General features: G+C 72.5%; 19 protein-coding genes. 8 read left to right on the top strand and 11 right to left on the bottom strand.

The window, feature by feature from the left end; genetic code table 11:
• Window positions 1-112 precede the first annotated feature (112 nt).
• The 5 genes from ACFOY6_RS10720 to ACFOY6_RS10700 all read right to left on the bottom strand — a co-directional run bounded on the left by ACFOY6_RS10720 (window position 113) and on the right by ACFOY6_RS10700 (window position 3,663).
• Entirely contained in the window at window positions 113-646 is a 534-nt protein-coding gene (locus ACFOY6_RS10720; RefSeq protein ID WP_379633542.1) for a gamma carbonic anhydrase family protein, read from the bottom strand.
• Window positions 647-812: 166 nt separating this feature from the next.
• Window positions 813-1,763 (bottom strand): N-acetyl-gamma-glutamyl-phosphate reductase, encoded by a 951-nt coding sequence (gene argC, locus ACFOY6_RS10715; RefSeq protein ID WP_379650630.1) that lies wholly within the window; start codon window positions 1,761-1,763, stop codon window positions 813-815.
• A gap of 119 nt (window positions 1,764-1,882) precedes the next feature.
• Complete coding sequence (rpsI, locus tag ACFOY6_RS10710; RefSeq protein ID WP_109516030.1) at window positions 1,883-2,380, bottom strand: 30S ribosomal protein S9; 498 nt, start codon at window positions 2,378-2,380, stop codon at window positions 1,883-1,885.
• Between the two features lie 4 nt (window positions 2,381-2,384).
• Window positions 2,385-2,855, bottom strand: coding sequence for a 50S ribosomal protein L13 (gene rplM, locus ACFOY6_RS10705; protein WP_109516031.1), 471 nt, complete (start codon window positions 2,853-2,855; stop codon window positions 2,385-2,387).
• Window positions 2,856-2,961: 106 nt separating this feature from the next.
• Window positions 2,962-3,663, bottom strand: coding sequence for an extensin-like domain-containing protein (locus ACFOY6_RS10700; protein WP_109516032.1), 702 nt, complete (start codon window positions 3,661-3,663; stop codon window positions 2,962-2,964).
• 117 nt (window positions 3,664-3,780) lie between these two features.
• Here ACFOY6_RS10700 and ACFOY6_RS10695 point away from each other — a divergent pair, with 117 nt between their 5' ends.
• Window positions 3,781-4,953 carry a M20 aminoacylase family protein gene (locus ACFOY6_RS10695; protein WP_379650628.1) on the top strand — a complete coding sequence of 391 codons (1,173 nt, stop codon included), beginning with the start codon at window positions 3,781-3,783 and terminating at the stop codon, window positions 4,951-4,953.
• A gap of 11 nt (window positions 4,954-4,964) precedes the next feature.
• Window positions 4,965-5,297 carry a DHCW motif cupin fold protein gene (locus ACFOY6_RS10690; RefSeq protein WP_109516034.1) on the top strand — a complete coding sequence of 111 codons (333 nt, stop codon included), beginning with the start codon at window positions 4,965-4,967 and terminating at the stop codon, window positions 5,295-5,297.
• 46 nt (window positions 5,298-5,343) lie between these two features.
• On the opposite strand, the gene ACFOY6_RS10685 is transcribed toward ACFOY6_RS10690, so the two are convergent.
• Window positions 5,344-6,270, bottom strand: a complete 927-nt coding sequence (locus ACFOY6_RS10685; protein ID WP_109516035.1) for a calcium-binding protein — start codon at window positions 6,268-6,270, stop codon at window positions 5,344-5,346.
• Between the two features lie 228 nt (window positions 6,271-6,498).
• On the opposite strand from ACFOY6_RS10685, the gene ACFOY6_RS10680 reads away from it, so the two are divergent.
• The gene (locus ACFOY6_RS10680) at window positions 6,499-7,215 is read left to right on the top strand and encodes an SOS response-associated peptidase (protein WP_379650625.1); all 717 of its coding nucleotides are present in this window, start codon (window positions 6,499-6,501) and stop codon (window positions 7,213-7,215) included.
• On the opposite strand, the gene uraH is transcribed toward ACFOY6_RS10680, so the two are convergent.
• Window positions 7,200-7,562, bottom strand: a complete 363-nt coding sequence (gene uraH / locus ACFOY6_RS10675) for a hydroxyisourate hydrolase (protein WP_379633534.1) — start codon at window positions 7,560-7,562, stop codon at window positions 7,200-7,202. The two genes, ACFOY6_RS10680 and uraH, sit on opposite strands and share 16 nt — an antisense overlap.
• Window positions 7,563-7,564: 2 nt before the next feature.
• The gene (locus ACFOY6_RS10670) at window positions 7,565-9,013 is read right to left on the bottom strand and encodes a SidA/IucD/PvdA family monooxygenase (protein ID WP_379650623.1); all 1,449 of its coding nucleotides are present in this window, start codon (window positions 9,011-9,013) and stop codon (window positions 7,565-7,567) included.
• Between the two features lie 134 nt (window positions 9,014-9,147).
• Here ACFOY6_RS10670 and ACFOY6_RS10665 point away from each other — a divergent pair, with 134 nt between their 5' ends.
• Window positions 9,148-10,863, top strand: coding sequence for an ATP-binding protein (locus tag ACFOY6_RS10665; protein ID WP_379650621.1), 1,716 nt, complete (start codon window positions 9,148-9,150; stop codon window positions 10,861-10,863).
• 79 nt (window positions 10,864-10,942) lie between these two features.
• On the opposite strand, the gene ACFOY6_RS10660 is transcribed toward ACFOY6_RS10665, so the two are convergent.
• Window positions 10,943-11,959, bottom strand: a complete 1,017-nt coding sequence (locus ACFOY6_RS10660) for a Bug family tripartite tricarboxylate transporter substrate binding protein (RefSeq protein ID WP_379650619.1) — start codon at window positions 11,957-11,959, stop codon at window positions 10,943-10,945.
• Between the two features lie 127 nt (window positions 11,960-12,086).
• Here ACFOY6_RS10660 and ACFOY6_RS10655 point away from each other — a divergent pair, with 127 nt between their 5' ends.
• The 4 genes from ACFOY6_RS10655 to ACFOY6_RS10640 all read left to right on the top strand — a co-directional run bounded on the left by ACFOY6_RS10655 (window position 12,087) and on the right by ACFOY6_RS10640 (window position 16,320).
• Complete coding sequence (locus ACFOY6_RS10655) at window positions 12,087-12,758, top strand: GntR family transcriptional regulator (RefSeq protein WP_109516041.1); 672 nt, start codon at window positions 12,087-12,089, stop codon at window positions 12,756-12,758.
• Window positions 12,759-12,790: 32 nt separating this feature from the next.
• Complete coding sequence (locus ACFOY6_RS10650) at window positions 12,791-14,542, top strand: dihydroxy-acid dehydratase (protein ID WP_379650617.1); 1,752 nt, start codon at window positions 12,791-12,793, stop codon at window positions 14,540-14,542.
• Between the two features lie 123 nt (window positions 14,543-14,665).
• A complete protein-coding gene (sugE, locus tag ACFOY6_RS10645; RefSeq protein WP_379633522.1) occupies window positions 14,666-14,980 on the top strand; it encodes a quaternary ammonium compound efflux SMR transporter SugE in 315 nt (104 codons plus the stop codon).
• Window positions 14,981-15,066: 86 nt separating this feature from the next.
• Window positions 15,067-16,320 (top strand): M20 family metallo-hydrolase, encoded by a 1,254-nt coding sequence (locus tag ACFOY6_RS10640; RefSeq protein WP_379650615.1) that lies wholly within the window; start codon window positions 15,067-15,069, stop codon window positions 16,318-16,320.
• Between the two features lie 58 nt (window positions 16,321-16,378).
• Here ACFOY6_RS10640 and ACFOY6_RS10635 read toward each other — a convergent pair whose 3' ends face one another.
• Both ACFOY6_RS10635 and ACFOY6_RS10630 read right to left on the bottom strand, forming a co-directional pair.
• Window positions 16,379-16,960, bottom strand: a complete 582-nt coding sequence (locus ACFOY6_RS10635) for a YcbK family protein (protein ID WP_109516045.1) — start codon at window positions 16,958-16,960, stop codon at window positions 16,379-16,381.
• Window positions 16,960-18,624 (bottom strand): L,D-transpeptidase family protein, encoded by a 1,665-nt coding sequence (locus ACFOY6_RS10630; protein WP_245906165.1) that lies wholly within the window; start codon window positions 18,622-18,624, stop codon window positions 16,960-16,962. Before ACFOY6_RS10630 ends, ACFOY6_RS10635 begins: the two co-directional genes overlap by 1 nt.
• Window positions 18,625-18,661: the final 37 nt, after the last annotated feature.

Raw genomic sequence — 18,661 nt, 5'->3', positions numbered from 1 at the left:
GCCGCCGCGGCCGGCAGGGTCACGGGCGGCGTGGGCGGCGCCAGGGCGCAGCCGGCGAGGACCAGCCCCAGCGCCAGCCCGAGGGCGGGCCGCGACACGGCGGGGCGCGGCATCATGCGCCCCCGGTCACCAGCGAGGTGCGGTGCCGCTTGGCCAGTTCCACATAATGTGCCGCGATGCGGTCCCAGCGGGCGCGCTCCTCGGCATCCATCATCCGCACCTTGCGGGCGGGCGAGCCCAGCCACAGCTCGTTGGCGCCGATCCGCTTGCCGGGCGCGAGCAGTCCGCCGGCACCCAGCATGCCGCCCTCCTCGATCACCGCGCCGTCCAGCACCGTGGCGCCCATGCCGACGAAGGCGCGGTCGTGCAGCATGCAGGCATGGATGATGCAGGCATGGCCGATGGTGACGTCGGCGCCGATGATGGTGGGGTGGGTGCCGGCATTCACATGGACGATGCTGCCGTCCTGGATGTTGCTGCGGGCGCCGACGCGGATGAAGTTGGTGTCGCCGCGCAGCACGCAGTGATACCAGACGCTGGCATCCGCCCCCAGCTCGACATCGCCGATGACGGCGGCGCTGGGCGCGACGAAGGCGCTGGGGTCGATGGTGGGCAGGCGCCCTTCGAAGGGATGGAGCGGAGCCATGGGCGTGACGGGTTCCTCGCGCTGCGGCGGGGTTCGCCCGCCAGGGTTGGCCCGCCACCCTGGCGGCGGGCATGGGCGGGAGGGGCTGCCCCCCTCGCCCGCATCATCCTGCCCGCTGGCGCCGGGCGGAAGGGGGTGCCCCCCCGCGCCCCACGCCGGCGGCGTCTCAGGCGGCCTGCCGTGCCGCCTGCTCCAGCCCGAGCATCAGGCCGATATTCTGCACCGCGGCCGCCGAGGCGCCCTTGCCCAGATTGTCCAGCCGCGCCACCAGAACGGCCTGGTGCCGCGCCGCGTTGCCGAACACCCGCAGTTCCAGCCCGTTGGTGTCGTTCAGCGCCTCGGGCTCCAGCTTGCCATTGGCCGGCGCCGGCACGACCCGGACCCAGGGCGAGCCTTCGTAATGCGCGGCCAGCGCCGCCCGCAGATCCTCCGGCGCGGGGTTGCCCGGCAGGGTGTCGAGATGCAGCGGGATGGAGACGAGCATCCCCTGCCGGTAGTTGCCGACGCTGGGGACGAAGATCGGCCGCCGCGTCAGGCCGGAATAGAGCTGCAGCTCCGGCAGGTGCTTGTGCTCCAGCCCCAGCCCGTACAGCTCGAAGGCCGGCGCCGTGCCGCCCTCATAGGCCTCGATCATCGCCTTGCCGCCGCCGGAATAGCCCGAGACGGCATTGACGGTGATGGGGTGGTCGGCCGGGATCAGCCCGGCATCGACCAGCGGCCGCAGCAGGGCGATGCCGCCCGTCGGGTAGCAGCCGGGGTTGGAAACGCGCGGGCTGGCCGCCACCGCCGCCGCCTGCGCCGCCGACAGCTCGGGGAAGCCATAGGCCCAGTCCGGGTGCACGCGGTGGGCGGTGGAGGCGTCGAGCAGCTTGGGCGCGTCGGCGCCGAGGCTGGCGGCCATGGCCGCGCTCTCCTTCGCCGCCTCGTCCGGCAGGCAGAGCACCACCAGGTCCACCTCGGCCATCAGGGCGCGCTTGGCCTCGGGGTCCTTGCGCTGCGCCGGGTCGATCGAGCGCAGGGCGATGCCGGGCAGCGCCTCGAGGCGCTGGCGGATGCCCAGCCCCGTTGTGCCGGCCTCGCCGTCGATGAAGATCGCGGGAACGGAACCCTTGGCCATCTGGCCCTCCTTCAGGGTCGGTGACGATAGCAGAATGCAGAAAGGGCGGGTCCTCGCGGACCCGCCCTTGCCGATGAACAGCCCTTGATCGGGCCGGCGCGTACGCCGGCCCGCCAGCGTCAGCGCTTGCTGAACTGGAAGGAGCGTCGGGCCTTGGCCTTGCCGTACTTCTTGCGCTCGACGACGCGCGGGTCGCGCGTCAGGAAGCCGGCCTTCTTCAGGATCGGCCGCAGGGCCGGCTCGAAGTTGGTCAGGGCGCGGCTGATGCCGTGGCGCACCGCGCCGGCCTGGCCGGAGAGCCCGCCGCCGACGACCGTGCAGTACACGTCGAACTGCTGGTAGCGGTCGGCCACCAGGAAGGGCTGCGCGATCAGCATGCGCAGCACCGGCCGGGCGAAGTACTTGGAGGCGGCCTTGCCGTTGATCTCGACAGTGCCCTTGCCCGGCTTCACCCAGACGCGCGCGATGGCGTTCTTGCGGCGGCCCGTGGCGTAGGAGCGGCCGAACTGGTCCTTCTTCGGCTCGCGCGGCGCGGCGGCGGCCTCACCGGCGGCCGGGGTGCCGGCGACCAGGTTCTTCAGCTCGGACAGCGAAGTGGCGGTGGTCTGTTCGCTCATGATCTCAGGCCACCTTGTTCTTGCGGTTCAGGGCGGCGACGTCCAGCGTCTGGGGCTGCGCGCCGGCATGCGGGTGCTCGGCGCCCGCATAGACGTGCAGGTTCTTCATCTGCCGACGGCCCAGCGGGCCACGGGTGATCATGCGCTCCACGGCCTTCTCGATCACGCGCTCGGGGAAACGGCCCTCGAGGCGCTCACGGACGGTGCGCTCCTTGATCCCGCCGGGGTAGCCGGTGTGCCAGTAGAAGACCGACTGCTCGGCCTTGTTACCGGTCACCTTCACCTTCTCGGCGTTGACGATGACGACATGATCGCCGCAATCGACATGCGGCGTGAACTGCGGCTTGTGCTTGCCGCGGAGGTGATTGGCAACGAGGGCCGCGAGACGGCCGAGCACGAGCCCGTCCGCATCGATCAGCACCCAGCCCTTCTTGACCTCCGCCGGCTTCAGCGAGCGGGTCTGCGTGGTGAGCATGATCTGCTTTGCTTAGTCCTGGAAAGATGGGGCGGGTTATCGGCGCAACGCCCAGGGAGGTCAAGGAAAAAAGCTGTGGTATCATGATACCGTAGCCGTTCGGGCCTCAGGAGCAGCGCGACCACCGCCCCCGGTCGAGGTGGAAATGGTCGCGGTGCGGCGCGTTGTAGTCCGGCCCCAGCACCGCCTTGAAGAAGCGGCAGGCGCCGTCCCGCGCATCCCGCAGGAAGGCGGCCTCCGGCCCCGCCCCCTCCCAGTCGCGCAGCAGGGTGATGGCGCGGCCATCGGCCAGGGTGAAGCCGGCGATGTCGATGGCGTTGGCCGTGGCGTGCTGGCTGCGGCGGCCTTCGGCGCGGTGATAGACGTTGCGGCAATTGTAGGTGCCGAGCTGCCGCACGGCGCGCACGCCCTGGCCGAAATGCGCCCGCGCCGCCGGCTGCAGCGCGTGCCGCTCGAACATCGCCCAGGCCACCGCCAGCGGGCAGGTCACCACCGGCCCCGCCGGGCTGAGCGCGGCACGGCCGCCCTCCAGCCGCACCGTGTTCTCCAGCGGGCAGCCTGAGTCCGAGGCACGGTCCGGCAGGCGCGCCATCGCCAGCCCCGACTGCTCCAGCGCGGCGAAGCAGGCCGCGGGCTCGCGCTCCAGCCGGGCCAGCTTCCAGGGCGTCACGAAATTGGGGGTGTCGCGGATGTCGAGCACGGCCCAGGGGTCCCAGCGCGGCGGCGGGCGCCACAGGCCCGAGACATAGAGGCCCGCCGGCGCCAGCAGCGACAGCAGCAGCAGGAGGATCACGACCCGGCGGAGCATCCGCCCTCAGATGGTCCCGCCGGCGCTCCGGGGAACCCCCCTCCCCTTGCGGGGCGGCGGCACTCGCCGCAAAGCTGCACGCCTTCGCGACCACACCGACCGGACGGAACCCGCCCCATGCCCGTGATCAACCGCATCGCCGACTTCCACGACGAGATGACCGCCTGGCGGCAGGATTTCCACCGCCACCCGGAGCTGGCCTTCGAGGAGGTGCGCACCAGCGGCATCGTGGCGGAGAAGCTGCGGGAGTTCGGCGTGGACGAGGTGATCACCGGCATCGCCAAGACGGGCGTGGTCGGCGTCATCCGCGGCAATGCGCCGGGCGGCGCCATCGGCCTGCGCGCCGACATGGACGCGCTGCCGATCCTGGAGGAGAGCGGCGTCCCCTACACCTCCACCGTGCCGGGCAAGATGCACGCCTGCGGCCATGACGGCCACACCACCATGCTGCTCGGCGCGGCGAAGTACCTGGCCGAGACGCGCAACTTCGCCGGCACCGTCTATGTCATCTTCCAGCCCGCCGAGGAGATGGGCGGCGGCGCCGAGGTGATGGTGAAGGAAGGGCTGTTCGAGCGCTTCCCGATGGACCGCGTCTTCGCCATCCACAACTGGCCGAACCTGCCGGCGGGCGAGATGCACTGGCGCACCGGCCCGGTGATGGCGGCGGTGGCCGATATCGAGATCACCATCACCGGCAAGGGCGCGCATGGCGCCATGCCGCACATGGGCAACGACCCGGTGGTGATCGCGGCGCAGATCGTCACCGCGCTGCAATCCGTCGTGGCGCGCAACGTGGAGCCGGTGGAGGCGGGCGTCGTCACCATCGGCAAGATCGAGGGCGGCAACGCCTTCAACGTCATCCCCGAGACGGTGAGCCTGCGCGGCACCGCCCGCTGGTTCCGCCCCGAGGTGGGCGACATCCTGGAGAAGAAGGTGACGGAGATCGCCTCCGGCATCGCCACCGCCTTCGGCGCGCAGGCGGAGGTGCGCTTCTTCCGCATGTACCCCTCCACCATCAACGAGGCCGAGGCGACGCAGCTCGCCGCCCGCGCCGCCGCTGCCGTGGTGGGCGAGGCCAACACGCATGAGCTGCCCAAGCCGACCATGGGCGGCGAGGACTTCGCCTTCATGCTGAACGCCAAGTCCGGCTCCTACCTGATGCTGGGCGGCGGCCGCTCGGCCGGCGATGCCGGGCTGCACCACCCGAAATACGACTTCAACGACGCGGTCCTGCCGGTCGGCGCCAGCTTCTTCGCGGCGCTGGCCGAGCAGCTGCTGCCGCGCGGCTGAAGGCGGCACCCGTGAAGATCCCGCCCCTGCCCTTCACCGCCATCGACTGGTCGGCGGTGGAGCCGACCCGGCACGCGGGCGAATCCGGCCACGCGCTGTGGCGCACCTTCACCCTCGGCGACATCCGCGTGCGGCTGGTGGAGTATTCGCCCGGCTACGTGGCCGACCACTGGTGCGACCGTGGCCATATCATCCACGTGGTCGCGGGCACCCTGGTCAGCGAGCTGAAGGACGGCCGGCGCACGGAGCTGAAGGCCGGCATGAGCTACATGGTGTCCGATTTCGGCGACGCGGCGCACCGCTCCGTCACCGAGACGGGCGCCACGCTGTTCATCGTGGACTGATCCTGACCCGGGCGGGCCGCGCAGGCCCGCCCGGCACGCCGGCCCTTCAGGCGATCAGCACGCTATCGGAGGCATAGTCGCGCAGCACCACCGCGCCGCTGGCGGTGGGGTCGGCGCTGTTGGCGGTTTCGTAGATCATCAGCAGGTCCGGCCCCGCCGCCGCCACGGAGAACACGCCGGCCTCGGTCAGCGCGCCATGGAACAGGGCGTATTCGCCGGCCGCCAGCACGGCGCCCAAATTGCCGGGCGGAATGGTCTGCAGTTCGTCCAGCGCCACCGGGCCGCTCACGCGCGTGGTGGCGCCGGTCTCGATCACCTCGCCGGCCCGGTAGTCGGTGATCACGTCGATCACGCCGCGGAAGGTGTCGCCGGCGGAGACGACGTCGTCGCCATTGTCCAGCACGGAGAGCGCGCTGGTGTTGTTCAGCACGAAGCGGTCGGCGCCGGAGCCGCCGCTCATCACCGTGCCGTCGCCCACCTGGATGCCCTGCCCGACGCTGAAGCTGCGGCTGCTCAGCACGTCCTCGCCTGCGCCGCCGTACAGCCGGTTGTCGTAGCCGAAGGCGGAGAGCGTGTCGTTGCCGCTGCCGCCATGGGCGGCGTTGCCGCTGGCGTTCTGGCCGGTCATGGCGATGACGTCGTCGCCCGCCCCGCCGAAGGCCGTGTTGTCGTTGCCGGTGGCGGTGATGCTGTCGTTGCCCGTCTCGCCCAGCAGCAGGTTCTTGTTGCCCGAGGCGATGATGCTGTCCCGGCCGGAGCCGCCCAGCACCTTGTTGCCGGCGCCATCCGGGTTGGCGCGGCCATCCACCGTGATCTGGTCATCCCCGGCCAGGCCGAAGACGAGCAGGCCGTTGCCGTCGCGGCCGATGGTGTCGTCGCCGCGGGTGCCATAGACCAGCTTCGAATTGAACCAGTCCAGCGCGGGCCGGGTGTAGTGCATCCAGTCCGAGGTGAAGAATCTGCCGAAGCTCATAGGCGGAACTCCCTTCCTTGATCCGCATCGGGGAGTTCCTGACCGGCTCCCAGCTTGAGCGGATCCGGCCTGTGTTTTTTTTTCGGGCCGGGCCCTGGCTCTACCGAACATCGATTTGTTTTCGAAATTACCTTGCCGTGAGCCCCGCCCTGTCTCGGCGCGGCGCGGCCGCCACCTCGCGGCCGGCCGCCCGGGCCGCTATGCTGGATGGCCGAAGGGAGACCCATCATGTGCGGCCGCTACTTCCTGCAGCGCGAGCCACAGCGCCTGGCGGAGTATTTCGAGACGGCGCCGCCGCTCCCCAACCACCCTCCTTCCTGGAACGTGGCGCCGACGCAGGATTCGCTGGTCGTGCGCCGCCACCCGGAGAGCGGCGCGCGGCATCTAGGCCCGCTGCGCTGGGGGCTGGTGCCGCGCTGGGCCAAGGACGCCTCCGGCGCCGCGAAGCTGATGAACGCCCGCAGCGAAGGCATCACGGAAAAGCCCTCCTTCCGTGAGGCCTTCGCCCGCCGCCGCTGCCTCGTGCCCGCCGACGGCTTCTACGAGTGGCGGCAGGAGGGCACGCGCAAGCAGCCCTACGCCGTGGCACTGGCGAGCGGCGAGCCGATGGCGCTGGCCGGGCTGTGGGAGGGGTGGCAGCAGCCGGACGGCACATGGCTGCGCACCTTCAGCATCATCACCACGGCGGCGAATGCCAAGCAGGCGCTGGTGCACCACCGCATGCCGGTGATCCTGCCGCGCGCCGACTGGCCCGCCTGGCTGGGCGAGGCGGAGGGCGACCCGCTGGCCCTGCTGCGCCCCAGCCCGGCCGGGGACCTCGCCTGCTGGCCGGTGCCGGCGCGCGTCGGCCGCTTCGCGGAGAACGATGCCGGGCTGATCGCCCGCGACCCGGAGGCGCAGCCGCCGCCCGAGCTGGACGATCCCTCGCCCTACGAGCCGCGATAGGTGGTGTAGGACCAGGGCGTGCAGAGCAGCGGCACATGGTAGTGCCCCTGCCCCTCGCGCAGCCCGACGCTGACCGCCACCACGTCGAGGTAGCGCTCCTCCGGCCCGCCAGCCATGCCGCGCGCGGCGAAGTAGTCGCCCACGAAGAAGCGCAACTCGTAGCGGCCGGGCCGGAAGCGCTCCGCCTGCAGCAGGGCACCGCCGGCGCGGCCATCGGCATCGGTGCGCTCCTCCGCCAGGAGCGCGGGCACGGGCTGCATCCGCCAGAGCTGCACCCGCACCCCCTCGGCCGGGCGGCCGGAGGCGGTGTCGAGGATGTGGGTGGAGAGGGCGCTGGATCTGCTCATGCTCACTCCGCGGCGCCGGCCCGGCGCTCCTCCGGATTTTCGTGTTCCTGCGGGATGGGGGCGGTCAGCTCCGGCAGGTCGAAGGCGCGCAGGGCGGCGAGATGCGCCTCGGCATCCTCCAGCCAGAGCGCGCGGCAGAGCCCGTCCACCAGCCGCGGCACGCCATACTTCATGCCGCTGATGCTGGCGCCCGAGAGACCCATGGAGAGGGTCGCCGCATAGGTCATGCAGTGGATATGGCGCAGCAGCGGCGCGGCGCCGGGCTGCTTTTCCTGGAAGGCGAAATCCGGCGAGAGGTAGGGGGAGGCACCGCAGAGGGCGCTCTCCTCGCCCGCTGGCGGGGTGAAGGCGTCGCGCCAGAGGCGGATGTGGCGCGCGAAGGGCGCCAGCTCCGGCCGCAGCCCGAGATCGAAGGTGAAGCCGGTGCCGAGGATGACCGCGTCGGCGCCGAAGGCGCCGCGCGGCGTCTCCAGCACCACAGCACCGCCCTCCATGCGGGCAGACTCGACCGGCGCGCCCATGACCAGCCGGAAGCGCGGGTCGGCGGCCACGCGGTCCCAGCTCTCCTGCGGCGGCGGCTGGTTCAGCTTGAAGATGTGCCGGGTGAAGCGCCATTTCAGCAGGTCCGGCAGCGCATGGTACTGGCCGAGATAGCCGGCCTGCTCCATCCAGCGGAACGGGTTGACGCGCGGCATGCGCGGGCGGCGCACCAGCATGGTGGCCTCGGCCGCGCCGGCCTCCAGGGCCGTGGCCAGGTTGTCGAAGGCGGAGGCGCCGGCGCCGATCACCAGCAGCTGCTTGCCGGCCAGCGCCGCGAAGTCGATCGCCTGGGCGGTGTGCAGCACCCGCCCCGGCGGCAGGGCGCCGAAGGGCGGCGGGATCTGCCAGGCCCCCGCGCCATCCATGCCGGTGGCCAGCACCAGCTTGCGGGCACGCCGCACCACCTCGCCCCCGGGCGTGGCGAAGCGCAGCGTCAGCAGCCCCGTCTCCGCCTCCTGGCCGATCTCCAGCAGCGTGTGCTCGTGCCGCACCGGCAGTTCCAGCACGCGGGCGTACCAGTCGAGATAGTCCTGCCAGTCCTCGCGGCCGATCTTGTGCAGGCTGTCCCAGGCGGCCTCGCCGTCGCGGGCGGTGAAATAGGCGCGCGGGGTCAGTGCCGGCAGGCCGAGATCGGGGCCCGTGACGTGCTTGGGCGTGCGCAGGGTGCGCATTCGCGCAAATGTGATCCAGACACCGGTGCCGCCTGGCGGTGCACGGTCGAACAGGACCAGCTTGTCCACCTTCTGGCGGCGCAGCCCGAAGGCCGTTGCCAATCCGGTCTGTCCGGCGCCGATGATGGCGACGTCGAGCACATCCGCCGCGGCAGGCCGCATCCAGGGGCGGGCGGGGTAGTCCACCAGCGATAATTGCTGCCGGATGTCCCGTTCTAGTCTCGCGAGTGCGGCCGGCATGCTTTGAACTGTCCCTGGCGAGGCTGCGCCGTCTGCTGCTATGCACAACATGCCGTGTGGTCCCGCCAGGAGGCAAGCGCGGAACCTGGCCTGGGCCATGCCACCAGCGAGCCGCTGCAGGGGAGACTGCCACGATGAGCACCACCGTCACGAAGCTGCGCGTCAAGGACGAAGACTTCCTTGTGGCCTCGATGATCGAGCGCTGCCCGAAGAGCATGATGATCCGCGAGCTGCTCCAGAATGCGCTGGAGGCCGCGGGCTCTGCCCCCGAGGGCGAGCGGCGTGTCGAGTTCTCCACGGTGCCGGTCGAGGGCACGCCGAAGCTGGCGGTGTGGAACAGCGGCACCGGCCTCACCGGCCCGGAACTCTACCGGATGTGCGACATCGCCGCCTCGATCCGCAAGGAAACCGGGCTCGACCGCAATTTCGGCATGGGTGCCAAGGTGGCCTCCCTGCCCTCCAACCAGAACGGCATGCGCTACCGCTCGGCCCGCAAGGGCGTGGTGCAGGAAGTGATGATCGGCAAGTTCGGCGGCGTCTATGGCCGCCTGCTGCGCCCGGGGACGGACGGGCAGATGCGCGAGGTCATCCACGTCACCGAAAGCGCCGCCGCCGAGGGCCGCCCGCTCGACCAGGAATGGACGGAGGTCGTGCTATTCGGCAACGCGCCGGAGCAGAACACGGCGCTCGACCCCTACAACGGCCACCCGCGCAGCCCGGCCCACTGGCTGATCGAGACCATCGGCCACCGTTTCTTCCGCTTTCCCGCCGGCACCGAGGTCATCATCAAGCCCGGCATCGCCCGGCTGACGCAGCCGCTGCGGGTGGTGAGCCTGGCCGAGCGGCTGGCGCAGCTCGAGCACTACGAGGCCGTGAAGGGTCCGGACGGCATCGTGCTGCACTACGCCTACGATGCGGACCTGCCGCGCAAGGAAGGCGTGATGCTGCACGAGAGCCTCGGCGCCGTCGTGCACCAGAACGAGATGTATGCCGTGGCCCGCGGCAATGCCTGGCGGCGCGAGGCGCCCAGCTTCGGCATTCCCTTCGCGGCGCGCAGCGTCATCGTCCTGGTCGAGCTGCCGGCCGACTACCCGGTGCAGCCGGAGGCCTATCGCGAATTCCTGCGCTACCGCACCGCCACCCAGGCGCAGGTGCGGCTGATGGACTATGCGGGCCTCGTCTCGCGCCACATTCCGGAATGGCTGTCGAGGCTGCTGGCCGATGCCTCGCCGGACGCCCTCTACCTCGACGAGGTGCGCGAGATGATGCGCACCATGCTGGAGCAGATGGAGGTGCAGCGCCGCCGGCCGCCGCCGAAGCCCGGCCTGCCCGGCGCGCAGCCGCCGGCGACGCCCGCCGGCGCGGCGCGCGAGGCGCTGCCGCCCGCGCCGGTGCTGGAGACGCCGCCGGCGCTGTTCCTGCTGCGCGACCCGGCCGAGCTGGCGGACCGCGAGCTGACCCACCGCGCAGCGGCCTATTATGCCGAAACGCACCAGCTCCACATCAACCTCGCCTACCCCGCCGTGCCGGCGCTGGCGGAGCGCCTGCTGGCCCTGGCCCCCGCGACGGTGGAGTCCGAGGCCGCCACCAGCGCCGCCCAGACCATCTCGGAGCGCGCCATGGTGATGCGGGTGGTGCGCGCCCTGGCCTATGGCCTGGCCAAGCGCGACCAGCCCAAGGCTTGGCGGGAGCAGCATCTGCGCGCCCTGCTCTCGCCGGAAAGCCTGACCCTGGCCGGCGACGACATCGAGACCGGCTGGCCGGACGCGGAACAGGCGATGCGCACCGCCCTCGCCGCCCTGCCGCCCGCCCCGGCGGAGAGCGAAGCCGAGGCGGCGGTGCCGGCCTGAGCCATGCCGCCCGTGCGGCCCTTCCGGCGGGAAGGGCCGCGCCGCGCCGTCGGACCAGCCGCCGTCAGACCAGCCGCCGTCAGTCCAGCTTCAGGCCGGTGCGCTCCACCACCGCCTTGAAGCGGTTGAACTCCTGCCCCAGGAAGGCGGCCGCGCTTTCCAGCGTGCTGTCGTTGCGCGGGTCGGTGCCGCTGCTGGAGAGGCGCTCGCGCAGCGCGGGCTCGCTCAGCGCCGCGTTCACCGCCTTGTTCAGCGCCGCCGCCACCTCCGGCGGCAGGCCCTTCGGCCCCACCATCGCCGTCCAGGTGGAGAGCGCGTAGCCCGGCACCCCCGCCTCGGCCAGGGTCGGCACATCGGGGAAGTTGGCGTCGCGCGTCTCGGTGGTCACCGCCAGCAGGGTCAGCGCGCCGTCGCGGATCTGGCCGACGATGGAGGCGATCTGGTCGATGGCGAAGATCACCTCCTGCTTGAGCAGCGCCTCGGCCACCGAGCTGCCGCCGCGATAGGGGATGTGGTTGGCGGGCGCCGAGGCCAGCTTGACGAACAGCTCCGACGCCAGGTGCGACACGCCGCCGACGCCGGAGCTGGCGAAGCCGTCCGCGCCCTGCTTCTCCTTCAGCCGCGCGATCAGCTGCGGCACGCTCTTGATGCCCGAGGCGGCGGGCACCACCAGCCCCATGGCGCTGGTGCCGATGATGGCGATCGGCGTGAAATCCTCCACCGGATGGTACTTGGCGATGTTGGGCTGCGCCGCCGGCGCCACCGCCAGGGTGGAGGCGGAGCCGACCAGCAGCGTGTAGCCATCGGGCTTGGCGCGGCGGACATAGTCGGCGCCCAGGCTGGAGCCGGCGCCGGGCCGGTTCTCCACCAGGGCGCGGCCATCCCCGCCCAGCAGCGGGCCGATGCGGTCGGCCAGCAGGCGGCCGGCGAGGTCGGTGGCGCCGCCCGGCGCGAAGGGCACCACGACCGAGATGGCGCGGTCCGGATAGGCGGCGGCGTGGGCGGGGCGGAAGCCGGCGGCCAGGGCGGTGGCGGCCAGGGCCATGGCGCCGAGGCCACGGCGCGGCAAGCCGCCCTGCGAAGCGGATTTGCGCATGGAACGTCCTCCAGGGGGTTTTCTTCTGCGCCGCACTCTTCCCGGCGGCGACAGATGAGTCAACGGCATTGTCGACAATCCCGTCGCCGATTAAGCTGTCCTCGCCCCGCTCCACGGAAGCCGCGCCATGGCCGATGCCGCCCGAGACGATGCCGCCCTGCCCCTGCCCGCCGCCATCGCCGCGGCGCTGGAGGAGGATATCGTCTTCGGCCGCCTCCACCCGCGCGAGCGGCTGATCGAGGAGGAGCTGGCCGAGCGCTTCCGCGCCACGCGCCACACGGTGCGCCAGGCCCTGGCCGAGCTGGAGCGGATGCGGCTGATCGAGCGCATCCCGCATCGCGGCGCGCTGGTGAAGGCCTACAGCCCGGAGGAGGTGCGGCAGCTCTATGCCCTGCGCGAGATGCTGGAGACCCAGGCCGCCGCATTGATCCCGCTGCCGCTGGCCGGAGACGCGCTGGCGCCGCTGCATGCCCTGCAGCAGCAGCATGCCGCCGCCGTCGCCGAGGGCGACACGCGCGCCGTGTTCCGCGCCGATCTCGCCTTCCACCGCGCGCTCTACGCCCATTGCGGCAACCTGTTCCTGGCCGAGACCATCGAGGAGCTGGGCCAGCGGGCGCAGGTGATCCGCTACGCCAACCTGCGCAGCCAGGCGAGCATGGAATGGGCGCGCGACGAGCACGCCGCCATGCTCGGCGCCCTGCGCGCCGGCGACCGCGCGGCGCTGCTGGCGCTCTGCGTCGCGCATTTCCGCCCGGCGCGCGAAGCCTATCTCGGCCAGCACCCCACGCTGCTGGCCTGAACACCGAAGATCTCCGGAGGAAACCCCTGCCCATGACCGAGAAGCCCGAGCCCGTCGGCCTGACCCGTGGCCTGACCAACTATGGCGACATGGATTTCGCGCGCTATCTGCGCCTGTCCATGGCCCGCTCCATGGGCCTGTCCTCCAGCCTGCTGAAGAAGCCGGTGGTGGGCATCGCCGCCACCTATTCGGAGTTCAACAACTGCCACCGCGGCGTGCCGGAGCTTGTGGAGGCGGTGAAGCGCGGCGTGCTGGCCGCCGGCGGCCTGCCGCGCGAGTTCCCGACCATCTCGCTCGGCGAGCCCTTCCTGAACCCGACCGCCCTCGTCTTCCGCAACCTGATGGCGATGGACACGGAGGAGATGGTGAGCGGCCAGCCGATGGACGCGGTGGTGCTGGTGGGCGGCTGCGACAAGACCGTGCCGGCGCAGCTGATGGGCGCCATCTCGGCCGATGTGCCGGCGATCCAGGTGGTGACGGGGCCGATGTCCACCGGCCGCTGGCGCGGCGAGCGGCTCGGCGCCTGCACCGATTGCCGCCGCTTCTGGGCCAAGTTCCGCGCCGGCGAGATCGACCAGGAGACGGTGGAGGAGATCGAGGGCAACCTGGCCACCACCGCCGGCACCTGCGCGGTGATGGGCACCGCCTCCACCATGGCGTCGCTGGCCGAGGCGCTGGGCATGATGCTGCCCGGCACCGCCGCCATCCCCGCCGTGCACGCCGACCGCATCCGCGCCGCCGAGGCCTCCGGCACCGCCGCGATGATGCTGGCCACCCGCAAGCTGCGCCCCTCGGCGATCGTCACCGAGAAGTCGGTGGAGAACGCGCTGCGCGTGCTGCTGGCGATCGGCGGCTCGACCAACGCCATCATCCACCTCGCCGCCATCGCCGGCCGCGCCGGCATCAAGGTGGACCTCAACCGGCTCAACGTGCTGTCCGACGAGACGCCGGTGCTGGTGGACCTCAAGCCCACCGGCCCCTTCTACATGGAGGATCTCTACGCGGCGGGCGGCATCGGCGCCGTGCTGCGCGAGCTGCGGCCGATGCTGCATCTCGACGTGATGACCGTCACCGGCCAGACGCTGGGCGAGCGGCTGGATGCCGAGCCGGGCTATGTGGACCGCACCGTGGTGCGCGCGCGGGAGGAGCCGCTGCAGCCGCAGGGCGGGCTGGTCGCGCTGTTCGGCAGCCTGGCGCCGCGCGGCGCCATCCTCAAGCGGGCGGCGGCCGACCCGGCGCTGTTCGAGCAAGAGGGCCGCGCCGTCGTCTTCACCTCGCTGGAGGACCTCGCCGCGCGCATCGACAGCCCCGATCTCGACGTGGCGGCGGACGACTTCCTGGTGCTGCAGAATGCCGGCCCGCTCTCGCCCTCCGGCATGCCGGAGGCGGGCTACCTGCCCATCCCGTCCAAGCTGGCGCGGGCCGGGGTGAAGGACATGGTGCGCATCTCCGATGCCCGCATGTCCGGCACCGCCTATGGCACCATCGTGCTGCACGTCTCGCCGGACGCCGCCTCGGGCGGGCCGCTCGGGCTGGTGCGGGATGGCGACCGCATCCGCCTCTCGGTGAAGGAGCGGCGGATCGACCTGCTGGTGGACGCGGCCGAGCTGGAGCGCCGCCGCGCCACCCAGCCCGCTACCGCCGCCACGGCGAAGCGCGGCTATGCGCGGCTCTACACGGAGCAGGTGCTGCAGGCCGACGAGGGCTGCGACCTCGACTTCCTGCGCGCCGAGCCATCCTCCCCGGCGGCCGCGGCGCCCGGCGGGAACAACACGGCCGGGTGAGCCGGCGCCCGGCCGGTGCAAGACCGGCCGGGATCGCCTAGATGAGGGGCGGGAGGACGACCTCCCCTCGCATCGACCACGGCAGGGACGACCCCGCCACCTTGGAAAGGGGGGCGTTCCCTCATGTCCTGGATCTACCTTGCCCTGGCGGGCCTTCTGGAAATCGGCTGGGCGGTGGGGCTGAAATACACCCACGGCTTCACGCGGCTGGTGCCCACCGTGCTGACGGTGACGAGCATGGCCGCCAGCCTGGGCCTGCTCGGCCTCGCCCTGCGCGGCCTGCCGCTCGGCACCGCCTACGCGGTCTGGACCGGCATCGGCACGGTGGGCACGGCGCTGCTCGGCATCGCCCTGTTCGGCGAGCCCGCCACGGCCGCGCGCCTGCTCTGCATCGCCCTGATCGCGGGCGGCATCATCGGCCTCAAGCTGGTCGGCTGACGGCGGCAGGAGGGAGGCCGGGGGGGAATTCCCCCTCCCCGGCCTTTCCCCTATCCATGACGGCTGGTTCTCAGGAGCACAGCACAATGGCCGCACCCCCCAACCTGATCGCGGCGGTGGACGAGGCGCGGCAATGGGACCGCCTGATGCGCATGGCGCAGCTCGGCGCCATCCCCGGCGACGGGGTGAACCGCCCCTGCCTCTCGCCGCTCGACCGCGAGGCGCGCCGGCTGCTGATCGGCTGGGCACGCGAGCTTGGCCTGACCGTGGCGACCGACGGGCTGGCCAACCTGTTCCTCCGCCACGAGGGCACCGACCCGGAGGCCGCCCCCGTGCTGACCGGCAGCCACATGGACAGCCAGCCCAATGGCGGGCGGTTCGACGGCATCTGGGGCGTGCTGGCGGGGCTGGAGGCGGTGCAGGCCATCCGCGAGGCCGGCATCGCCACCCGCCGGCCGATCGAGGTGGTGGCCTGGACCAACGAGGAGGGCGGCCGCTTCGCCCCCGGCTGCATGGGCAGCATGGCCTGGAGCGGCTTCCGCCCCGCCGACAGCTGGGATTCGGTGACCGACGCGGCGGGCACCACCTTCCGCGCCGCGCTGGAGGAGCATCTGGCGGCCGAGGCCGACCTGCCCCGCCGCCCCTTCGGCACGCCGCGCCCGCACGCCTATGTGGAGGCGCATATCGAGCAGGGGCCGCGGCTGGAGGCGGGTGGGCTGGACATTGGCATCGTCACCGGCATCCAGGGCAGCCGCTGGTTCACCGTGGAGATCCATGGCCGCACCGACCATGCCGGCACCACGCCCCTCGGCCAGCGGAAGGATGCGGTGCAGGACATGCTGCGCGCCATCGCCGCCCTGAACGCGCTGACGCACGACCCGGCGGATGTGCTGCGCTTCACCGTGGGCCGGGTGGAGGTGTTCCCCAACGCCTCCAACACGGTGGCGAACCTGGCGCGCTTCAGCATCGACCTGCGCCACCCGGACAAGGATGTGCTGCTGAAGCGGGGCGATGCCATTCCCGGCGTCATCCAGGCCGCGCTGCGCGGCTGCACCGCCACCGTCACCGAGACCTTCCACGCCCTGCCCGTCACCTTCCGGCCCGAGGTGCCGGAGGCGGTGGAGCGCGCGGCGGCGGCGCAGGGGCTGAAATCCCTGCGCATGCCCTCCGGCGCCTTCCACGACGCGCAGTTCCTGGTGCCGCTCTGCCCCTCGGGGATGATCTTCGTGCCCTGCCGGGATGGCGTGAGCCATCACCCGTCGGAGTATTCCTCGCCGGAGCAGCTCGCCCGGGGAACACGGGTGCTGGCGGCGGCGCTGGTGGAGCTGGCCGGCGCCTGAGCCGGGAATATCTGAGCTTGGCGCGCCTGAGCCGGGCGCAGCTGAGCCGGGGGCGCCGCTACCAGCGGCGCGGCGGGCCGCAATCGAGGTGGACGAAGCCTTCGCGGCGGTAGAGGCCGACGCCGCCCACCTGCATCTGCGCGGCGGCGCGCGCCACGCCATAGGCGTCGCGCCCCGGCAGGCGGAAATCGGCCGCCATGCCGGACATGTGCAGGCTCACCGTCGAGACGCGGCGGGTGCGGAGCTGGCCGTTGCGCTCCGGCGTGCGGTAGCCGCTGGAGATGACGAAGGCCTCCGAGGCCTCGAGCTGCTCGGCCACGGCGTGCAGCACGTCGAACAGCCTTGGGTCCATCGGCGTCACCTCGGCGGCGGAGAGGTCGCGGAACACCCAGTCCAGCTTGTGCAGCGCCTCGCGGTCGTAGCGGCCATCGCGGAAGTACACGCCCTCGAAGCGGTCCTCCGTGTAGCTGCGCTCCACCCGCAGGCTGCGCACCGGGGCGAGCGGCGGGGCGGCCCGCGCGGCGCGTGGCAGCGCCGCGCAGGCCAGCAGGCCGAGGCCGGCGGTGATCACCTCGCGCCGCCCGGCCAGGGCGGGGTCGCAGCAGGGGCAGCTTTGCGGCTTGTGTCGTCCGAACAGCATCAGGGGCTCGCAACCTTTGTCGCCTCGGCGGGGCCAGGGGCCTCGGCGCGGGCGGGGCGGGGCTGTTCCGGCGCCGGGCGCGCCGGAGCGGGGATGGCGGAGGGCGCTCCGGCCGTGCTGGAAGCCGTGTTCTGGGCCAGCGGCACGGGGGCCGCGCCGGGTGCCGCGCCGGGCGCCGGGCGGCGCTGGTCCAGCAGCCGCAGATAGGCGGCATCCAGCCCGTAGATGTCGGGGCGGACGCGCACCAGCCCGTCCTCCACCGTCACCGTTGTGTAGGCCAGCCGCACCGGCAGGGTGCGGGCGAGGCCGACGAAGCTGGTCTGCCGGCTGTCGAGCGCCGCCTGGGCGCGCTCGCGGTTCCAGCCGGGGGCGTTCTCCAGCACCAGCGCCAGCAGCTCCATGGGCTGGCTGAGGCGGATGCAGCCCGAGGAGAGGGCGCGGTCGCCGCGGCTGAACAGGTGGCGGTCCGGCGTGTCGTGCAGGTAGATGTCGTCGCCATTGGGCATGACGAATTTCAGCCGGCCGAGCGCGCTCACATCGCTCGCATCCTGCCGCACGATGTAGGGGAAGCGCTGCGGGTTCACGCTCGCCCAGTCCACCGTCATCGGGTCCACCTCCACCCGCTCGCCGCCGACCACGGTGAACAGGCGGAAGCCCTTCTCCATCATGGCGCGCGGGTCGCGGCGGAAGCGCGGCAGCAAATCCTCGCGCGCGTTGCGCTCGGGCACGCCCCAGGGCGGGTTGAACTGCACCGCCGTCATCTTCACCGCCAGCGGCGGCGTGGCCCGCGCCGCCTTGCCGACGATGACCGGCATCTCCAGCAGGGTGCGCGCCCCCTCCATCACCCAGAGGCGGAATTCGGGGATGTTCACCTCGATGCGCCGGCCGGCGGGCGGGGCGGCGGCGCCGCGGCGCATGTCCATCGCCACCCGCACCTGGCCGAGCCAGGCCTCGGCCGGGCGATTCATCAGCCGCAGCGTGGCGGGGCCGACGCGGCCATCCACGTCCAGCCCATGCGCGGCCTGCCAGCGGCGCACCGCCTCCTCGAGCGCCGTGTCGAACAGCTCGCCGGCATCCGGGGCGGCGGCCAAGGTGGTGTCGTCGGCGGCGAGGCGGGCGCGCAGGGCGGGGATTCGCACCGGGTCGGCCATGCCGGGGTCCAGCGTTCCGCCGGGCGGCACCAGCGGCCAGCCGCCGGCCTCGACGCGCGCGCGGACGGCTTGCAGGGCCAGGCGCAGCGCCGGCATGTCGGGGTGGCTCAGCGCCGCCTGCTCGATCACCTCGGCCGGCTCCGGGCTGCGCAGCAGCTGCGCCTGCCACTGCGCCAGCCGGGCCGGGGAAAGGTCTCGGCGGAGATCCGGCCGCCCGGGCTGCTCGGTCACGCGGCCCTGCACCAGGTCGGCCAGCGCCGCGCCGGCGGCGGCATAGAGGGCGGCGGCATGGCCCTGCGGGTCGGCGCCGAGGCGGGCATCGGGCGGGATGTCGTAGAGCCGGGGCGAGAGGCCATCGACCGACAGCAGCCGCAGCCGGGCCGCGAGCCGCAGCATCGCCTCCGCCTCGGCACGGGGGCGGGCGGCGGGGGCGGCCGCCAGGGCGGGCGAGGACAAGGCAGGCAGGGGCATTGCCGCGGCGAGCAGCAAGGCGGGCAGGTCTCTCCGGCGCATGGAGCTCTCCATACAGGCGGGCCAATGCCGCCGCCAG

Origin of the sequence: Teichococcus aestuarii, from assembly GCF_042651065.1 — a bacterium.
In the GTDB taxonomy this organism is placed as follows: Bacteria; Pseudomonadota; Alphaproteobacteria; order Acetobacterales; family Acetobacteraceae; genus Pseudoroseomonas; species Pseudoroseomonas aestuarii.
The sequence above is the reverse complement of the archived record's forward strand: the minus strand, read 5'-3'. Positions and strand labels throughout refer to the sequence as shown.

Excerpts from the sequence above, each read along its gene's own strand:
- ACFOY6_RS10655 (WP_109516041.1), top strand. The coding sequence starts at position 12,087 with ATGGCCGATGCCGCCCGAGACGATGCCGCCCTGCCCCTGCCCGCCGCC.
- ACFOY6_RS10680 (WP_379650625.1), top strand. The coding sequence starts at position 6,499 with ATGTGCGGCCGCTACTTCCTGCAGCGCGAGCCACAGCGCCTGGCGGAG.
- ACFOY6_RS10695 (WP_379650628.1), top strand. The coding sequence starts at position 3,781 with ATGCCCGTGATCAACCGCATCGCCGACTTCCACGACGAGATGACCGCC.
- ACFOY6_RS10650 (WP_379650617.1), top strand. The coding sequence starts at position 12,791 with ATGACCGAGAAGCCCGAGCCCGTCGGCCTGACCCGTGGCCTGACCAAC.
- ACFOY6_RS10685 (WP_109516035.1), bottom strand. The coding sequence starts at position 6,270 with ATGAGCTTCGGCAGATTCTTCACCTCGGACTGGATGCACTACACCCGG.
- uraH (WP_379633534.1), bottom strand. The coding sequence starts at position 7,562 with ATGAGCAGATCCAGCGCCCTCTCCACCCACATCCTCGACACCGCCTCC.
- ACFOY6_RS10660 (WP_379650619.1), bottom strand. The coding sequence starts at position 11,959 with ATGCGCAAATCCGCTTCGCAGGGCGGCTTGCCGCGCCGTGGCCTCGGC.
- ACFOY6_RS10635 (WP_109516045.1), bottom strand. The coding sequence starts at position 16,960 with ATGCTGTTCGGACGACACAAGCCGCAAAGCTGCCCCTGCTGCGACCCC.
- argC (WP_379650630.1), bottom strand. The coding sequence starts at position 1,763 with ATGGCCAAGGGTTCCGTTCCCGCGATCTTCATCGACGGCGAGGCCGGC.
- ACFOY6_RS10700 (WP_109516032.1), bottom strand. The coding sequence starts at position 3,663 with ATGCTCCGCCGGGTCGTGATCCTCCTGCTGCTGCTGTCGCTGCTGGCG.
- ACFOY6_RS10640 (WP_379650615.1), top strand. The coding sequence starts at position 15,067 with ATGGCCGCACCCCCCAACCTGATCGCGGCGGTGGACGAGGCGCGGCAA.
- rplM (WP_109516031.1), bottom strand. The coding sequence starts at position 2,855 with ATGCTCACCACGCAGACCCGCTCGCTGAAGCCGGCGGAGGTCAAGAAG.
- rpsI (WP_109516030.1), bottom strand. The coding sequence starts at position 2,380 with ATGAGCGAACAGACCACCGCCACTTCGCTGTCCGAGCTGAAGAACCTG.
- ACFOY6_RS10670 (WP_379650623.1), bottom strand. The coding sequence starts at position 9,013 with ATGCCGGCCGCACTCGCGAGACTAGAACGGGACATCCGGCAGCAATTA.
- ACFOY6_RS10630 (WP_245906165.1), bottom strand. The coding sequence starts at position 18,624 with ATGCGCCGGAGAGACCTGCCCGCCTTGCTGCTCGCCGCGGCAATGCCC.
- sugE (WP_379633522.1), top strand. The coding sequence starts at position 14,666 with ATGTCCTGGATCTACCTTGCCCTGGCGGGCCTTCTGGAAATCGGCTGG.
- ACFOY6_RS10720 (WP_379633542.1), bottom strand. The coding sequence starts at position 646 with ATGGCTCCGCTCCATCCCTTCGAAGGGCGCCTGCCCACCATCGACCCC.
- ACFOY6_RS10665 (WP_379650621.1), top strand. The coding sequence starts at position 9,148 with ATGAGCACCACCGTCACGAAGCTGCGCGTCAAGGACGAAGACTTCCTT.